We start from the raw sequence: 15,643 nt of genomic DNA on the forward strand, positions 1-15,643 counted from the left end.
ACTATCGAATTAAAATGCAGGATTACAGAATAACCTGCGGTTCCACTTACCTTATCTCATAAATAATAAACTCCATTGTTTTCTCAACATGTTTATCTTCAATGATTCCTGTTGCATATTTGCCATTCTGTCCAGCATTATATTTTGTAAGATAAGCTTGATTGATCTCTTCAGTAAGTTGATCTTGGTCTGCAGGCATTGTAGCTTTGATATTATATATTGTATTACCACACCTGATTTGTCCTTCGGAACATCTAAGAAAGGTGTTGTACCAGCTTTTTTCAGCAAATCCCCATGATCTTGCAAAAATTCTGTTTTGTACAACGACCATCCAGATTTCCAGAAAACCAGGTCTTTCTGATCCGGCTTTTATTCCGATAAGATTATGTATTCTAATGTACTCTAATGCTTTGCTTTTATTCATTTTCATAAGTTTCTGTAAAGCTAAGGGATGAAATTTTGAATAAAAACTTTTTTATGCAGATGAACTGAAATCAGATGTATGTGACGTACTTATTAATGTAGTCTGATTATTCTTAAAGCATCATTTTATTGATGACATCAAGAAGACAGTCTTTATAACTTTTGGCAACGGTAATTTTTAGATTTCCACATAACAATTGATTATCTTCAAAAGATTCAATATTGGTCAAGTTAACGATATAGGAATTATGAACCCGCATAAATTCTTCCGGCAGGTTTTCAATCAGATCTTTAAGTGTTCTGTAATAGATGTATCTGTTTTGATCTACGGTATGCACTTCCACATAATTTCCGAGACCTTTTATGATATTGATATCTTTAAAGAAAAGTTTTACCAGTTTTTTATCTGTTTTAATAAAAGCAAATGTCCGGTTTTCCATAAAAATTATTATAAAACTCTTTGGGCATGAAGATAAGCTTTATTCCAGTACTTTTCGTTCAGGGATGAAATAATAACTCCTTTTGAAGTGGAAGCGTGAATGAATTTCACTTCTCCGTCCGGGCCGATATCATGAACAATTCCTACATGAGAAACTCTACTTCCTCCAGCGGTAGCAAAAAATAACAGATCACCAGGCTTTACATCCCTTATATCAATATTCTTCCCTGCTGCAGCTTGATCGGTTGATCTTCTTGGAAGATTGAAATCATTTTCTTCGAAAACCTTTACCGTAAATCCGGAACAGTCGAAGCCTGAAGAGGTATTCCCTCCAAATCTGTATGGAGTTCCAATGTATTTCTCAGCATCTTTTAAGACATCATTGATGGATCTCGAAACTTTTCCATCGAATTTAGAATCCAGTTTCCTTAGATTTTCAGATTTTGCTACTGTTTTGGACCCTGATTTCTTACTGGAAGAAACATTTTTTGAAGATCCGCAAGATACTACAAAAGCAGAGGCAATCAGCAATACAGAAAGCTGCTTTATATTCAATTTTTTTTCAAATAATCCTGATCCCATACTCGTCTGATTTTTACTTGATTAACGATTGATGTACAAATATACATTTTATATTTTAATTATGGTATAACTATACTACAACTATATGATAAATATATGTTAAAATTTTGATTTCCATTATTTATTACTATATTTGGAATTCAATTTTGGCGATATGGCAACATATGAAAGTCTCATCAAGATTAAAGGTTCTGTAGGAGACCTTGTTTTTTATACTCTGAATGGAAAAAATGTAGTTCGGAAGAAAAGCGGGTTCAATAAAACGGCTTTTAAAAAGGATCCGTCTTATGAAAAAGTAAGACAAAACAGTTCTGAATTCGGGCATTGTTCAAAAACCGGGAAGATCATCAGAAACAGTCTGGAACTTTATCTTAAAGAAACAGGAGATGCCCTACTCTACCAGAGGTTTGCCAAGCTGATGACGGAAATAAAAAATCTGGATACCATTTCCGAAAGAGGAAAACGTACAGTTGAAAACGGTCTAAAGACTGAGGAAGGAAAAAAACTTTTGAAATCTTTTCAGTTTGGAGAAATAAAAAATGTATTAACAGAAGTTGAGCATCAGGATCATAGCCTTCGTATCAAAAGAGATAAAAATGCAAGGGGAACCATCATTACCTTAAAGCTGGATTTAGAAAATTATGCGGTTGAAAAGGTTGAAGAAAACCTGTCTTTGAATGAATCTCCGATCTCTTCTTTTAAAGAATATTTTTCAGATGATAATTTTCTTCTTTATTTTTTGGTGCTGAGAAATGAAAATAATGAAATTTCCCATATGGGATTTGTATAAATAAAAAAGCCTGCAAAATTGCAGGCTTTTTTATTTTATTTCTTGTCTCCTTTCCAGGTTCCGTATTGTGCCGGAGTTGGAAGGGTATTTGACCAATTTCCGTTTCCTTTTTTATCCGGATTAAGTTTTCCTTTGAATTCTCCTTTTGAAGGAAGACCTACTGTTCCTACCAGATCTCCACTATTACTCAAATTACCGGAAATATTATAATTCTCACTACTTACGTCAGAATGCATCGTTCCTGATACTTTCCCTGTTTTATCAACCACAAAATTCCACACTCCTTTATCACCTCCTTCATAAGTTCCAGACCATGTTCCTACATAATCATAAATGGTATCATCATCTGAACTGCAGCCGATAAATAAAAATGCCGTTAGTAAAAGTAAAAAAAGTTTCTTCATAGTTTCAGTAGTTTTATAACCAAAAAAATCCTGTTATTCTCTATGCATTATATTCAGAAATATCCTGTTATAGAGAATGAGCTTAATATTTATTATTTTTTATTTCGTGCAAATCTACTAATTTTTTATTCAAATTATCTGAATTTTAATGAGTAGACAATATTTTTGTTAAAAAGCAACACATTTCGGCTAAAATACAAATATTTTTCAAACAAAATTTAATAACATAGAATTTTGAATTAATGTCTAAAACTTATTGTTTAAAATATTAATCAATAGTCAAATTTTTAGATATAATTTTAGATGTAACATATTTTTAATTAGTTTTTTATTCTTCATTAATACATATTTCTTACCTTAGTGAAAAATTATAAACGTATCTAAAAAATACCATGAAAACAAAGACTTTTTTTTTGACAGCACTTGCTTTGTGTAGTTTCGCTAGTGCTCAAGTTGGAATTAACACATCGACCCCCACAAACACGTTGGATGTTAATGGATCGGTGAGAGTAAGAGGGCTTTCAAATCCTGACAATAAAATCGTTGCTGCTAATGCACAGGGAGTTCTAATGCTCATCTCCCCTGAGGAGATTTTTGCTCCTAAAGCTTTATTAAATACTTCCATGGCTTCCACTGAGCAAAGATTCACAGTATATGAAGGAAAATGTTTTCAACCTACAGACAATGCTTCTTCCTGTACTGTTTCTTTAAATCATTATACTTCCTGTGCAGGGTTTAGTAATCCCGTAGATACACAAGTAGTGGTGGGACAAAGTATTAATACAGCTAACGGGCAATTCTTAGGTTCATGGACAGCCCGATATATTGATAACAAAGGATTTTCAAATACTGCTGCTGTTGCCAACCAAACAGCACCGGATTATCCCAGAATTTCTTATCCGAGTGCTAATTCTGTAAATTATTTAGGAAGTGGAAATTTTAACGGGCAGTGCAATACGGATCTGGTGACAACTATAAACCAGACCACTGGAGATATAAAAATAGAATCTGTAAAGAGAAGTATGTATGCCCATTTAATATACCTTCTATCTGTAGCACGTTCAAGAAGTTTATAATAAGAAAATCAAAAGAGATAAAAAAAGACTGATTGTAATCAGTCTTTTTTTAGTATAAACCTAAGAAAAATATAAGTCCTTCATCTTTGGTTAATTCATCCCATTATTTATGTTTCAATTATTAGATTGACTTACCATTTATATTCTTTCAGGCTAATAAGTCCACAGGTATTCAATTGATTAATAAAAGATGATGTAAAAGCTGCGGGTTCCAAATACAGTTTTTCCAGTTTGCTAAGACCTTCCACATTGATTTTTCTTAAAGGATTGCCATTAAGATCGGCTTCTTTAAGTTCAGAAAAAGGTCTCAGATCTATTTCTGTTATCAAATTTTTTGAAATGTCCAATTCCTTGATATCAAAAGAGCCCTCAGCTTTAAATGTTCTTAGTTGATTTCTGAAAAGTTGCACATTTTCCAATTTAGGCTTTTTGCTCAGATCTATTGATTCTAGCTTGTTTACATTGATTCTTATGTCTTTTAACTCTACAAGCCCGGAAAGATCCAGAGCAGATAATTCATTTTGATCCATAAAAATCACTTCAAGGTTTGTACAGCCTTTTAATTTGAGTTGTGTAATTTTATTATTGATTCCATAAACATATTTGAGGTTCCGCATCCCTTCAAGATCTACAGTATTTACTTTGTTGTCAAGAAAGGCAAAGTCCTCAAGGTTTGTAAAATTTTTAATCCCTACTACCGAAGAAATACCGGCATTATTTACATGCAGTTTTTTAATATTGATTACTTCTGACTTCTGGATATTACCATCTCTGTTTGTATCAAGACCCTGAGCAATTAGAGCTGATTTAAAATTTTCATCCGGAAAACTAATGATCTGTGCTTTTAGAGTAATACTACTGAAATACAGATGAATGAGAATTATTATAACTGGTTTCATGAGTTTTATTTTTAATGATTAGTTTTTGAGTAAACAGTGATTCGCTTCTAAGCGCCTGGTTATTTAGCGATATTGACAACAGTAGCTTTGTTATTTCCCAGCACCTCAATATAATCACCCACTTCTTCTTCATAAGCCTTTGATTCATATCTTGTTTCTGTTGGGAAAGAACCACCACCCATCTGAATTCCAATCATGTTTTTGTTGGCAACCACTGGTCCGGACTGAACCTGATTACCTCTAACTTTCTCCCATGTTACCAGGCTTACAATATAATATTTTCCAGGTTTTATATTAGTGAATACAAAATTGCCTTTACTATCTATGGTCTTAGTTTCGATACGGGCCATGGCTGCTTCTTTTGTCATTGCTGCTTGTTTCTTCCGGCTGTTAAATTTCTTTTTAAGCTCAATATATTCAGTAAGATGTGGAGTGACAGGATATAATAAAACTTTCTCTAAATAGCCAGGATAATTGACATATCCTCTTTTTTTAAATGAAATAGTGCCTTCAATACTCCCATTGCCTTTATCAAGCATTTTATAAGTTTCTTCTTTATTAAAAGAAGCTGTAGGAAGAACATATTCTATGTTCCTTTGTGCTTTTGCATTAAAGTAAAAACATAACAGGAATATCAAAATACAACAAGTGTATTGTCGGGGATAATGATTAGTTTTTATCATAGTTAATTATTTAAAATATTGGTGATTTTGTATTTTTATCTAACAGGCTTATTTTTAAAATGAAACAGCATTCCTATACCTGAATCTGAATAAGATGATTATTGTTTTATCCTATTCTTTCTGCAAAATTAGCCCATTCTTTATCCTATAAAATGATCGTTTTCCATTTAAAATGGTCATTTTATTTTTTCTTCAGTGGGTAATAGAAAAAGTTTATTCAAGTAAAATTGCCTTCCCAAGGTTTGGAAGCATTAAACAACTGAAAAACAATCTTTTACCATTCTCCCTCATTTTAAAGAGGAAATCAAAAAGTTTGATACTAACCTGGAATATCTGCTCACACATGCAAAAGATAATGTTGAAAAGTCAAAAAAATAGTGACTCAGATTATTGCAAAATATAAGGACATACTCTTTTTGTTAGCCATTAATCCCACAACCAATATTCAACCACTTTTAAAACAAATTAAATAGAAAAAAGACTGATCACGATCAGTCTTTTGTATTGATAAACATTATTAAAGTTCAACATTGTTATTTGATACTGTTTGCCCAGTCATCCATATAGTTTTCAAAAACAGTAAGAGGCATGGCTCCTCCTTTCAAAATAGTATCATGAAAATCTTTGATATTAAATTTAGAGCCTAACTGCGCTTTGTATTTATCACGCAGTTCTCTTATTTTCAACTCTCCGATTTTATAAGAAAGTGCTTGTGCAGGGTTTGCCATATAACGTTCTATTTCAGCAGTGGCAAACTGTTCAGAAACGGGTTCGTTATCCATCATATATTTAATGGCTTCTTCACGTGTCATTTTTCCTGTGTGCAAACCGGAATCTACTACTAAACGGATCGCGCGATGCATCTCTGTGCCTAGCGCACCAAGCTGATGATACGGATTGGTGTATACTCCCAGGTCTTTCCCCAAAGATTCAGTATATAACGCCCACCCTTCTACAAATGCTCCATTCATATACTTTTGACGAAATTCCGGAACAGAGGTATTTTCATATTGAATACTGATCTGATAATGATGTCCTGGAATAGCTTCGTGTAAAAACACACTTTCCATATCCATATTGGTGATGTTGATCTTTGTTGGGTCCAAAATAGGAGCATAAAAAATACCGGGACGATTAGCAGGAAGATTCCCAGGAAAGTATTGTGGTGATGCTGAAGCTGCTCTAAACTCTTCTGTCTTACGGATTTCAAAAGGTGTTTTAGGAGTAATCCCGAAATACTTCGCCAGGTTAGGTTTTATTTTGTCATAAACATTCTGATAAGCTTCTAACACTTCTTTGTCTGTTTTGAAAGGCATGAACTGCTTATCGGTTTTCATAAATTCAAATAATTCAGGAAGTGAACCTTTAAAACCGATAGATTTCTTAATCTTTTCCATCTCTGCCGTGATTCTTGCTACTTCAGATAAGCCTAACTGATATACTTCTTCCGGATCTTTATCAATGGTTACCATAGAAAAAATATAGTCTTTGTACATTTCTTTTCCATTGGGGAAAACATTGATTCCTGAAGATGAGCGTGCTTTCGGCAGATATTCATTCTGGAAAAAATCTGCAAGTTTCTGTAGGGATGGGAAAATATTTTTAGCAAGAACCTCTTTAAAGTCTTTACTTAAACGGCTCTGCTCTTCTTTTGAAAAATCCTTGGGAAAATTTTTTATGGGTTCATAGAAAGAAGATTGATCGTTATTTTTCGCCAGTTGCTGTAGTTGCGGAATGATTTTCACCACCAAAGACTTCGGCAAAACAACGCCTGCTTTGATCCCTTTTTGCATATTTTGTATAGAGACATCCGTCCATCTTGTGAAAGCCTGACAGCGTTTCATCCAATTCTCATAGTCTTTTACCGTTTTGAAAGGCTGTGCTGAGCTGCCGGAACCCAACATCGCCATATACGTAGGAATACTCCCCATCTGATCGATAGGCATATATTCCTGATGATATTTTTCTGTTTTCAGAGCAATTTGCAGGTCATTTTCTAAAATTGCCAGTGAAATACGGTCTTCTTTATTCAAATCCTGATTTTCAAAAGGTTTCAGAAGATTGGTATATTTTACATAAAAATCATGGATTTTTTTGAGTTGGTTTTCATCATCAGCAGGAAGCTGATCGTTATACCCATCAATGCCGTTAAAGGTTGCACTTAACGGGCTTAGTACATTTGACTCTTTATAGTATTGGTCAAAAACCTGATGTAATTTGATATTCTTTTGTTGCGCACTCATGCAGGAAACAATAACAGTGCTGAGTAAAGCCAGCTTATGCTTCATCATATTTTTATTAGTTTATGGATCTGAACAATAAAAATACATTAATTATTCTATTATCCTACTACTAAATAAACTAATTAGCAATTTGACATTCAAGCTAATACTATTGCTTGACTTTCCGTTCTCTAGTTGCCAGCCAACAGAGTACCGATCCCGCACAAACCATTACAGCTCCCTGCCAGAAAGAAAGTCCCAATGTTGTAGAAAGAAGTACTGAAGACAATGCAGAAGACAAAACGGGAATAAAATAAGACGCTCCTGTTAAAACAGTAACATTACCATTCAGAATTCCGATATTCCAGGCTGCATAACCAAATCCCATGGCAGATGCAGCAAGCAAAAGATATATAACCGAAGACAAATTGATCTGTATACTGGCTGAATCCCCAATGATAAGATATTTGATCCATAAAGCAACGGCAACCATTATAAAAAATAGCGTTATCCCATTTACACCATTGGCAATACGAACGGTAATCACACAATAAGCAGACCATAGCAAAGCTCCAATAAAGGCCAATCCATAACTTAGCGGATTAGTTTTAATATTGGCCAGCATTTGAGAAATGTCTAATCCCTGCTCTCCCCCCAATACCCAGACAATTCCCAGCATGGACAGAATAATTCCCGGAGCAATCAGCCAGTTTGTTTTTTTATTGGCAAAAAGGATGGCTGCCACCATCGTAAATGTGGGCCACAGATAATTAACCATTCCTACCTCAATAGCCTGTTTGCTATTGGTAGAATATCCTATAGAAAGAGCCAAACAAAGTTCATAAGAAACCATAAGCAACCCTCCGTATATCAAATATTTCTTTGGAAATTTTGATAAGGGAACCCATTTCATCGTAAAAAGCAAAAACACTGAAGCTACCGTATATATTAATGCTGCCCCCACAGTGGCTCCAAAGGAATGGCTTACTTCTTTGATAAGTCCTACAATAGAAGACCATAGAATAATAGCACAAAATCCGATAGCTGTGGCTTTGGTTTGTTGGGTCATGAAGAAGTTTTTATTTGCTTGTTTATGATGATGAAAACAAAAATAAGGAAAAATTGAAATTGACAGCAAAATATCCAAAATTATAGGAAAAACAAAATAACGTATTAGTTTTATTATTCTGTATTCCTTAGTTAGATAGCAAAATACGATCTTCCGTTTTTTGTAATAATTGAACCAAAGTTTTATTGATAAGTAATTGATTAAAAACTTCGCTTATTATATCTTTATTTTACTACTCCCAAAAACACAAAATCTCCGGGAGAGCCGGAGATAAAAACACAAATGATGAAAAAAAATTATTTCGAGCCACAAAATTAGATTTATTACCCCCATATATTATGATAGAAAAGCGTAAAAAAATGATAATAAATTACCCCCAATAAGTTTTAATAAAAACTATCTTTCGATGGATTGCCTAAATTGTGTTGGAGTCACCCCTGTTTTTGATTTAAAAAATTTAGTAAAATTAGTAAGTTCCTTAAAACCCAAATTGTAAGAAATCTCACTAATATTTAATTTATTATACATCAGATTTCTTTTAATTTCTAATATCATCCTGTTAATTAACCACTGTTTGGGTGTCTCCTTCTCTACTTTAAGAAAAGCTTTTTGAAGTGTTCGAAGCGTTATATTCAATTGTTCACAATAATAGTCAAGACTTAAATGTCCATTTAGGTTTTTATTTACAAGCGATTTAAATCTAGCAACTAAAAGTTTATCTCCACAAAAGTCCAGGTTAATTTTAGAATGTATGGATATCTCTTCCGCAATCAGAAGTATGTTAAACAAATAGTTATTTAATATAGTACTCTGTACGTCCCTATATGGCCTGGCCAATTCACTTTTTATGTAATCGAATAGAGCGAATACTTCTTCAAACCGATCTTCTAAATTGAAATATCTTATGTTCAAAGGATCATTAAACAAACTGGTTTCACTATAAAATTGAGTTTGAGTACTGTTCTGGCAAAGAAAATCTTCAGTAAAAATCATGACCTTACTTTTATAATTAACAGGACCGTTAAACTGGCAAATCTGATTGGGGGAAGCAAACAAAATGTGTTTCTCCTTAATATCTATTGTTTTAAAATCAATATTAATTGTTCCTTCACCTTCACAAAAAAGATGGATACAGTTAAATAGTATTTTATGTGGTTGAAAAAGCTGAGTAGGTCGAGTCAGTAGAAGATCAGATATTCCTTTTGTTGTGATAAAATGAAGACTATTTTCACTATGCAAAAAAGGTTCAATTTTAAAATCCTCCATAAAGTTATTTTTTTATAATTAAATATATAAAAAACATTAAAACTATCTTATTATAATCACTCACCATTCATTATATTATAAGTCTCAACCGCTGTTCTGACGTATATTTTACGGATATTGCTCTTTGCGCTTTTAAGAAATAAAAGAGGCTGTAAATTTGCTCTAAATTTTATAAAACCCAAACAAAACACGCTAATAAACAAACCGTTAAAGAATTCTATAGATTATCATTTGGTAACTAATTTTGTCACAATCTTTACGAGTTTATATGAAAAATCTGCAATTTTATGTGAAAAAGAAAAAACCTGCAATTTTTTTGCAGGTTTTATAGCTTTAGCACTATTTGTAAAATACTCGTGGAGAATACGGGATTCGAACCCGTGACCTTTTGACTGCCAGTCAAACGCGCTAGCCAACTGCGCCAATCCCCCTTTTTTAAAGCGATACAAAAGTAAGTATTTAAATGGTATATGCAAATATTTGCGTAAATATTTTTGAAATTTGATAGTTAAAAAACTTAATAGCTCATTATCAAGAGTCAAATTTTCATTATAGAAACCGCTTTAATGGTAATTCATCTCCGCAAATTAATGATATTACTAATAACCAAGATGAAATTCATAACAAAACAAACCATTATAAAGGCTTTTTTTGTAAAAAATTAGAAGATCTGATTTTAGTACCTCTAACGGCTGCCTATACTACTGAAGATAGTTGTTTTACTTTAAACAATCAATCTATCAAATGGGTTAGTTACATAGATAAAGTAGGTTTTCCGATCAAAATTATTTTATCATTTCTTTTTAAGCATTCAATTACTCCTCCATTAATGCTTTTTTTAGCTTTTTCCATTGAGATTTTTTTTAATTTTTCATTATTTAAATATGTTGTTTTGATGCTAAACAGCATATAACTCTCTATCATTAGACTTAAAATAAAAAAACATGAGAAAAAGTGAAAATTTGCTGATATTTCTCAATATTTATTTTCAAATAAATATGTATATTTTTCTCAAAAAAGTCTCATTTAACATTAATTTATTCATATAACCAGCTACAAACTAAAGTGTTAAAGAAAGTTAACATATCATAAAATAATCAGCAATCATGCTCATTCTTCGACATTTACAAAATCCTGTAAAAAATATTTAATACTTAATTAAAAAATAAATTTTCATCTTTGCAGCCTTAAAATCAAACACGCTAGTTTATTTCATGAGCATTATTTTAAAAAAGCGACTTCTTATAGCGCTTGTATTACCAACGGCCGCCTTGTATTACGGGCAGAGTACGAAGGATTCTTTAGAAAAATCTAAATCTATTGATGAGGTGATGTTGGTAGGTAGAAACCTTTCCCAAACAGCCAAAGAGAGAAAAACACCTGTTGCAGTTTCCAACATTAAGGCTGCTGAAATTCAGGAAAAACTGGGAAACAGAGAATTCCCTGAAATTATGAAGTCTACCCCTTCGGTATACGTTACCAAAGTAGGTGGTGGATTCGGAGACAGCAGAATTAACATGAGAGGTTTTGATGGTGCCAATATTGCGGTAATTATCAACGGACAGCCTGTTAATGACATGCAAGGAGGTACTGTCTACTGGTCTAACTGGACTGGACTAGCAGATATTGCAAGCTCTATTCAGATTCAGAGAGGCTTAGGAGCTTCTAAATTTGTAGTACCATCTGTAGGGGGAACGATCAATATTGTTACCAAAGCTACTGATTCTGAGCAAAAAGCAATGATTAAAGCGGAAGCTGGTAACGACAACTACTCCAGACTTTCAGCAATGTATTCTTCCGGCTTGAAAAACAAATGGGGAACCACAGTATTGCTTTCCCGTTGGCAAGGTGATGGTTACATCAACGGAACTAAAGGTGAAGGTTATTCATGGTTTTTCTCAACAGGGTTTAAACCGAATGAAAAACATGCGTTCAATTTTATTGCAACCGGTGCACCACAGGTACACGACACAAGAAGATCTTCTGCAACCGGAGCTAATGTAGCAACCCTACAGCAGTTCGAAACTTACGGAAGAAGATACAATCCGCAAACAGGAATGCTGAATGGATCTCAATTCAATTTAGCACCTAACTTCTACCACAAACCAATTGCTTCATTGAACTGGGATTGGAATATTAATGACAACCTGAAATTATCCACAGTGGTTTATGGCTCTTGGGGACGCGGTGGTGGAGGTACCGGACTTAACGGTTCTATTGTACAAGGTAAAAATACCATGAACTTCATGAATAGTAATGACGGTACCATCAATTGGGATATGATTTACCGTTATAACAGAGGAGGTTCTGTTACAGATTATAATGGAAATACCTTCCAGAAATCTACTTTTACAGCTCCTACAGGTTCTCCTACTGATTACAACGGACAATATGTAAGTACTTTAAACGGAACTACCGGTATCGTTAGAAAACAAAGTATTAATGCTCATGACTGGTACGGAGTAATTGCAGATCTTAATTACAAAAAAAATAACTGGACTTTTAACGGAGGGATCGATCTTAAAACTTACAAAGGAGCTCTTTATGATATTGTTACTGATATGCTAGGATCAGATGCTTTATTTGTAAAAAATACAGTGAACGCTCCCAATGGTTATTATGTAGACCGTACAGTAAAGCCGGAACCTCTTACCAAAACAGGTAATACTCAGAAAGTATCTATCTACAACGAAGGGCTGGTAAAATGGGCCGGTGTATATGGAATGGTTGAATATAGTTCTGAAAAACTAAGTGCATCTGTTCAGGGGTCAGTTTCTGAGCAGTATTATAAGAGAAGAGACTATATGCTTTATACTCCTGGAAATCAAGATACCAAATGGTATCACAAAACAGGTTATATTGTAAAAGGAGGGGCTAACTACAATATTGATGATCATCATAATGTATTTTTTAATGCAGGAGCTATTTCAAGACAGCCTTTATTCAATGCCCTGTTCCCTTCTAACCAGAACATCTACAACGATGCGAAGAATGAAAGAATCTTCTCTTTAGAACTAGGATATGGCTTCAAATCCCGTTATATCGATGTTAATATCAATGCGTACAGAACGCAATGGGATGACAGGTTCATTTCAAGAACATTTAACGCAGGAGCTGCAGATGTTGCTAAGTTCTCTCAATTAAAGCTTGGAAATGCTTATTTCTACAATGCACTGAATGTTGGACAACTTCACCAGGGTGTTGAATTGGAAGCGAAAGCAAGACCTTTTGCTAACCTTAGATTGAGAGGAATGGTTTCATTCGGAAACTGGAAGTACAAAGGAAACGCCAATTTCAATATTCTTGATGTTCAAAGCAACCAGGAAGTTGCCGGAGCAACAGGGATGATCAATATCAAAGATCTAAAAGTTGGAGATGCTGCACAAACTACAGCAAGTTTAGGTGTTGATTATAACATTACCAAAGCATTCAGTATTGATGCTAACTGGGAATATTATGACAAATTATATGCTCAGTTCAACCCTATTAACTTCCTTACAGAAGCCGACAGAGAAAGAGGAATTGTAAAATTACCTAGCTACAATCTGTTTGATGTAGGAGCAAGCTACAAATTCGAAATCGGTCAGAAAAAATCTTTAACCTTAAGAGCGAATGTTTATAACTTATTCAACAAATATTATATTTCTGAGCTAAGTTCTAATATTCATGCTACTGATAAAATTGCTACAGGCCCGGGTGCTGGAAAGACATACCAGGAAGCAGGTAGAGTGTATCAGGGTGTTGCAGATGCCAATACAGGTTTCTTAGGATTCGGAAGAACGTGGTCTGTGGCTGCGACTTTCAGATTCTAATGATACCTTCTGAATATAAAACAATTGAACCCGTCACTTTTGACGGGTTCTTTTTCTTTTAAAATAGGTGATTATTTTTCTCGTTATGGGATTCCATAAACAATGATGATTAAGTATTTTTACTTTTAAAGAAATTATAATTATGAAAGAACTACTTTTTTCTTATTTCATTATTGGCTTATTTGGATTAGTAATTGGATGTGCAATATCATATCATGTGATACGGATTGCGGTTTCAGATGCTATAAAAAAAATCGAAATGTATGTTAAAGAAATAAATGATAAATTAGACCAAACAAAAAACTAAAAATTATTTTTTGGTAATGGATAAAGACATAAAAAATTATATCATCACCTATTTCAAAAATCTCATGACTGAGGATGAGAAATTAGCATTAAGCTATCATATGTACACCTATAAAACTTCCGATAGTCATGAAATGAGAAGAAAAATGATAGAGAAAGGATCGGTAAGCTCTGATCCTGAAATTGCTGTTTTTTTGAAAAATGGTTATGATGAATTTGAGCTCAATGTAGCACAAAGGATAGTGGCAGAGTCTTCAGAAAAAATATTTTTTAATACCTGTCCACAATGTAGTAGGCTGGCCCGAACTCCCTATGCAAAGCAATGCAGATATTGTGGGTACAGTTGGCACAACGGAGTGGCAAAATTTAAAATAGATGGTGCTTTTCAGCTTACTGGCAGAGGTTTCTACCTGCTTGGAGAAATTATAGAAGGAGAAATAAATCCTGGCCAATTAATAGATTTAGAAGCACTGGGACTTCATAAAAAAATTAAAATTGAATCTATTGAACTAGGTAATAAACCTGCCAATAGCGGAAAGCTATGGAATGGTATAGGACTGGGAACCAATGAACTCACTGAAGAAGATAAACAGTATATAAAACAACAATCTTCTCTTCACCCTATAATCAATATTATTACCTTACCTTAGGATTATGTATCTAATAGATATGTTTTTACTTCGGAACTAAAGGAAGCAGATTAAACAGTTTCTTATAGTCTATATTCTTTCATCAATTGATTAAAAAATTATCCATTATAAAAATATTTCCGCCATTATCATACTTACGTTCACCTACTATTCAAATCCATATCAATCAGATAGGCTAAATGCTCGTGCATTTTTTCCACAAAATGAAGTTCAGCATTCAGAATCTTTGCCGTTGTTTTTTCGAAATTGTATTTTGTTTTGATACTGAATTCAAACTGGTCAATAGAGAAATCTTTCTCTTTATTATAAAGTTTTTTAATATGACTTTTCATCAATTCATCCCGGTTATTCAGCACAGAATGAAACTCTACAAAAAGGATATTGTTTTCCTCTTCAAGTTTTACCAGTTTTAACTGATAGTTGTACTTTACTCCATCAATTAGTCTGGATCGGATATTCGATGGACTGAATAGAAAACTATAATATTCATTAGGGGGGAAAATCAGGCTGTAAAGTTCCGGTAATAAAAGAATGTACTGCAGATTTTTCTTCAGTTCTACGTCAAAGTTTTTCAGTCCTTTTTCATAATTGGAAATAAACTTGATCTGGTCTTTTTCTTCAGGAAATAGGGTTGCCAACTTATTCTCTTTCCATTCTTCCCAGTTCTTCCAAAGATCCTCTTTATTTTCAACGGAAAGTATTTTCCCATTGAGATCTCTTTTCAGTTGAATATTACGGGAAATATCTGCAAGGGCAAGGCTTTGCAGCAGAAAAGGTTTCATCACATGATCTTCAGTATCACCTGTGATTTCCTGTAATTTTATAGTGTTCTCAATATATTTTTCACCTTTTTCCTGCTCAATAACAAGATCTGATGAGGTTTTTAAAGAAATTGGGGGATTTTCTTTACCCATCAGAAAGGTATTCTCAACCTTCAGGGTATATTCCTGCAAGAATTTTTCCAGTTGAAGAAGGGGAATATTTTCCCCGAATAAAAAATTTGAAATACTCATTTCATTAAA

The 15,643-nt window shown here is 33.5% G+C and carries 15 protein-coding genes and 1 tRNA gene; 5 read left to right on the forward strand and 11 right to left on the reverse strand.

Going from position 1 to position 15,643, the window contains the following annotated elements; translation table 11 throughout:
• Positions 1 to 46: 46 nt before the first annotated feature.
• The 3 genes from EG344_RS22975 to EG344_RS22985 all read right to left on the reverse strand — a co-directional run bounded on the left by EG344_RS22975 (position 47) and on the right by EG344_RS22985 (position 1,444).
• Positions 47 to 424 carry a DUF2255 family protein gene (locus EG344_RS22975; RefSeq protein ID WP_164464495.1) on the reverse strand — a complete coding sequence of 126 codons (378 nt, stop codon included), beginning with the start codon at positions 422 to 424 and terminating at the stop codon, positions 47 to 49.
• Between the two features lie 112 nt (positions 425 to 536).
• Positions 537 to 863, reverse strand: a complete 327-nt coding sequence (locus EG344_RS22980) for a LytR/AlgR family response regulator transcription factor (protein WP_123911604.1) — start codon at positions 861 to 863, stop codon at positions 537 to 539.
• 8 nt (positions 864 to 871) lie between these two features.
• The gene (locus tag EG344_RS22985) at positions 872 to 1,444 is read right to left on the reverse strand and encodes a C40 family peptidase (protein WP_123911605.1); all 573 of its coding nucleotides are present in this window, start codon (positions 1,442 to 1,444) and stop codon (positions 872 to 874) included.
• A 154-nt stretch (positions 1,445 to 1,598) separates the two neighbouring features.
• Between EG344_RS22985 and EG344_RS22990 the strand changes: the two genes are divergently transcribed.
• The gene (locus tag EG344_RS22990) at positions 1,599 to 2,234 is read left to right on the forward strand and encodes a hypothetical protein (protein WP_123911606.1); all 636 of its coding nucleotides are present in this window, start codon (positions 1,599 to 1,601) and stop codon (positions 2,232 to 2,234) included.
• A gap of 35 nt (positions 2,235 to 2,269) precedes the next feature.
• Here EG344_RS22990 and EG344_RS22995 read toward each other — a convergent pair whose 3' ends face one another.
• Positions 2,270 to 2,638 (reverse strand): hypothetical protein, encoded by a 369-nt coding sequence (locus EG344_RS22995; protein ID WP_123911607.1) that lies wholly within the window; start codon positions 2,636 to 2,638, stop codon positions 2,270 to 2,272.
• A gap of 392 nt (positions 2,639 to 3,030) precedes the next feature.
• Between EG344_RS22995 and EG344_RS23000 the strand changes: the two genes are divergently transcribed.
• On the forward strand, positions 3,031 to 3,714 hold the full coding sequence (locus tag EG344_RS23000) for a hypothetical protein (RefSeq protein ID WP_123911608.1): 684 nt from the start codon (positions 3,031 to 3,033) through the stop codon (positions 3,712 to 3,714).
• A 131-nt stretch (positions 3,715 to 3,845) separates the two neighbouring features.
• Here the strand turns inward: EG344_RS23000 and EG344_RS23005 are convergent, their stop codons facing one another.
• From EG344_RS23005 to EG344_RS23030, 6 genes are all read right to left on the reverse strand, one after another.
• Entirely contained in the window at positions 3,846 to 4,613 is a 768-nt protein-coding gene (locus EG344_RS23005; protein ID WP_123911609.1) for a leucine-rich repeat domain-containing protein, read from the reverse strand.
• Positions 4,614 to 4,672: 59 nt separating this feature from the next.
• Entirely contained in the window at positions 4,673 to 5,296 is a 624-nt protein-coding gene (locus tag EG344_RS23010) for a hypothetical protein (protein WP_123911610.1), read from the reverse strand.
• Between the two features lie 533 nt (positions 5,297 to 5,829).
• Complete coding sequence (locus EG344_RS23015; RefSeq protein ID WP_228412808.1) at positions 5,830 to 7,587, reverse strand: DUF885 domain-containing protein; 1,758 nt, start codon at positions 7,585 to 7,587, stop codon at positions 5,830 to 5,832.
• A gap of 100 nt (positions 7,588 to 7,687) precedes the next feature.
• On the reverse strand, positions 7,688 to 8,587 hold the full coding sequence (yddG, locus tag EG344_RS23020; RefSeq protein WP_123911611.1) for an aromatic amino acid DMT transporter YddG: 900 nt from the start codon (positions 8,585 to 8,587) through the stop codon (positions 7,688 to 7,690).
• 396 nt (positions 8,588 to 8,983) lie between these two features.
• Positions 8,984 to 9,853, reverse strand: a complete 870-nt coding sequence (locus tag EG344_RS23025) for an AraC family transcriptional regulator (protein ID WP_123911612.1) — start codon at positions 9,851 to 9,853, stop codon at positions 8,984 to 8,986.
• Between the two features lie 357 nt (positions 9,854 to 10,210).
• Positions 10,211 to 10,284: transfer RNA gene (locus EG344_RS23030), tRNA-Ala, on the reverse strand.
• Between the two features lie 783 nt (positions 10,285 to 11,067).
• Here EG344_RS23030 and EG344_RS23035 point away from each other — a divergent pair.
• From EG344_RS23035 to EG344_RS23040, 3 genes are all read left to right on the forward strand, one after another.
• Complete coding sequence (locus tag EG344_RS23035; protein WP_123855749.1) at positions 11,068 to 13,665, forward strand: TonB-dependent receptor; 2,598 nt, start codon at positions 11,068 to 11,070, stop codon at positions 13,663 to 13,665.
• Positions 13,666 to 13,807: 142 nt separating this feature from the next.
• Positions 13,808 to 13,972: a hypothetical protein gene (locus EG344_RS24115; protein ID WP_164464496.1), complete on the forward strand. Its 165-nt coding sequence runs from the start codon at positions 13,808 to 13,810 to the stop codon at positions 13,970 to 13,972.
• Between the two features lie 16 nt (positions 13,973 to 13,988).
• Positions 13,989 to 14,621: a hypothetical protein gene (locus tag EG344_RS23040; RefSeq protein WP_123911613.1), complete on the forward strand. Its 633-nt coding sequence runs from the start codon at positions 13,989 to 13,991 to the stop codon at positions 14,619 to 14,621.
• A gap of 140 nt (positions 14,622 to 14,761) precedes the next feature.
• On the opposite strand, the gene EG344_RS23045 is transcribed toward EG344_RS23040, so the two are convergent.
• Positions 14,762 to 15,634: a hypothetical protein gene (locus EG344_RS23045; RefSeq protein WP_123911614.1), complete on the reverse strand. Its 873-nt coding sequence runs from the start codon at positions 15,632 to 15,634 to the stop codon at positions 14,762 to 14,764.
• Positions 15,635 to 15,643 lie beyond the last annotated feature (9 nt).

Origin of the sequence: Chryseobacterium sp. G0162 (genome assembly GCF_003815715.1) — a bacterium.
Lineage (GTDB): Bacteria > Bacteroidota > Bacteroidia > Flavobacteriales > Weeksellaceae > Chryseobacterium.

Coding starts and splice junctions, on each gene's coding strand:
- EG344_RS23045 (WP_123911614.1), bottom strand. CDS start 15,634: ATGAGTATTTCAAATTTTTTATTCGGGGAAAATATTCCCCTTCTTCAA.
- EG344_RS23015 (WP_228412808.1), bottom strand. CDS start 7,587: ATGATGAAGCATAAGCTGGCTTTACTCAGCACTGTTATTGTTTCCTGC.
- yddG (WP_123911611.1), bottom strand. CDS start 8,587: ATGACCCAACAAACCAAAGCCACAGCTATCGGATTTTGTGCTATTATT.
- EG344_RS23000 (WP_123911608.1), top strand. CDS start 3,031: ATGAAAACAAAGACTTTTTTTTTGACAGCACTTGCTTTGTGTAGTTTC.
- EG344_RS22995 (WP_123911607.1), bottom strand. CDS start 2,638: ATGAAGAAACTTTTTTTACTTTTACTAACGGCATTTTTATTTATCGGC.
- EG344_RS22980 (WP_123911604.1), bottom strand. CDS start 863: ATGGAAAACCGGACATTTGCTTTTATTAAAACAGATAAAAAACTGGTA.
- EG344_RS22975 (WP_164464495.1), bottom strand. CDS start 424: ATGAATAAAAGCAAAGCATTAGAGTACATTAGAATACATAATCTTATC.
- EG344_RS22990 (WP_123911606.1), top strand. CDS start 1,599: ATGGCAACATATGAAAGTCTCATCAAGATTAAAGGTTCTGTAGGAGAC.
- EG344_RS23005 (WP_123911609.1), bottom strand. CDS start 4,613: ATGAAACCAGTTATAATAATTCTCATTCATCTGTATTTCAGTAGTATT.
- EG344_RS22985 (WP_123911605.1), bottom strand. CDS start 1,444: ATGGGATCAGGATTATTTGAAAAAAAATTGAATATAAAGCAGCTTTCT.
- EG344_RS23035 (WP_123855749.1), top strand. CDS start 11,068: ATGAGCATTATTTTAAAAAAGCGACTTCTTATAGCGCTTGTATTACCA.
- EG344_RS24115 (WP_164464496.1), top strand. CDS start 13,808: ATGAAAGAACTACTTTTTTCTTATTTCATTATTGGCTTATTTGGATTA.
- EG344_RS23040 (WP_123911613.1), top strand. CDS start 13,989: ATGGATAAAGACATAAAAAATTATATCATCACCTATTTCAAAAATCTC.
- EG344_RS23025 (WP_123911612.1), bottom strand. CDS start 9,853: ATGGAGGATTTTAAAATTGAACCTTTTTTGCATAGTGAAAATAGTCTT.
- EG344_RS23010 (WP_123911610.1), bottom strand. CDS start 5,296: ATGATAAAAACTAATCATTATCCCCGACAATACACTTGTTGTATTTTG.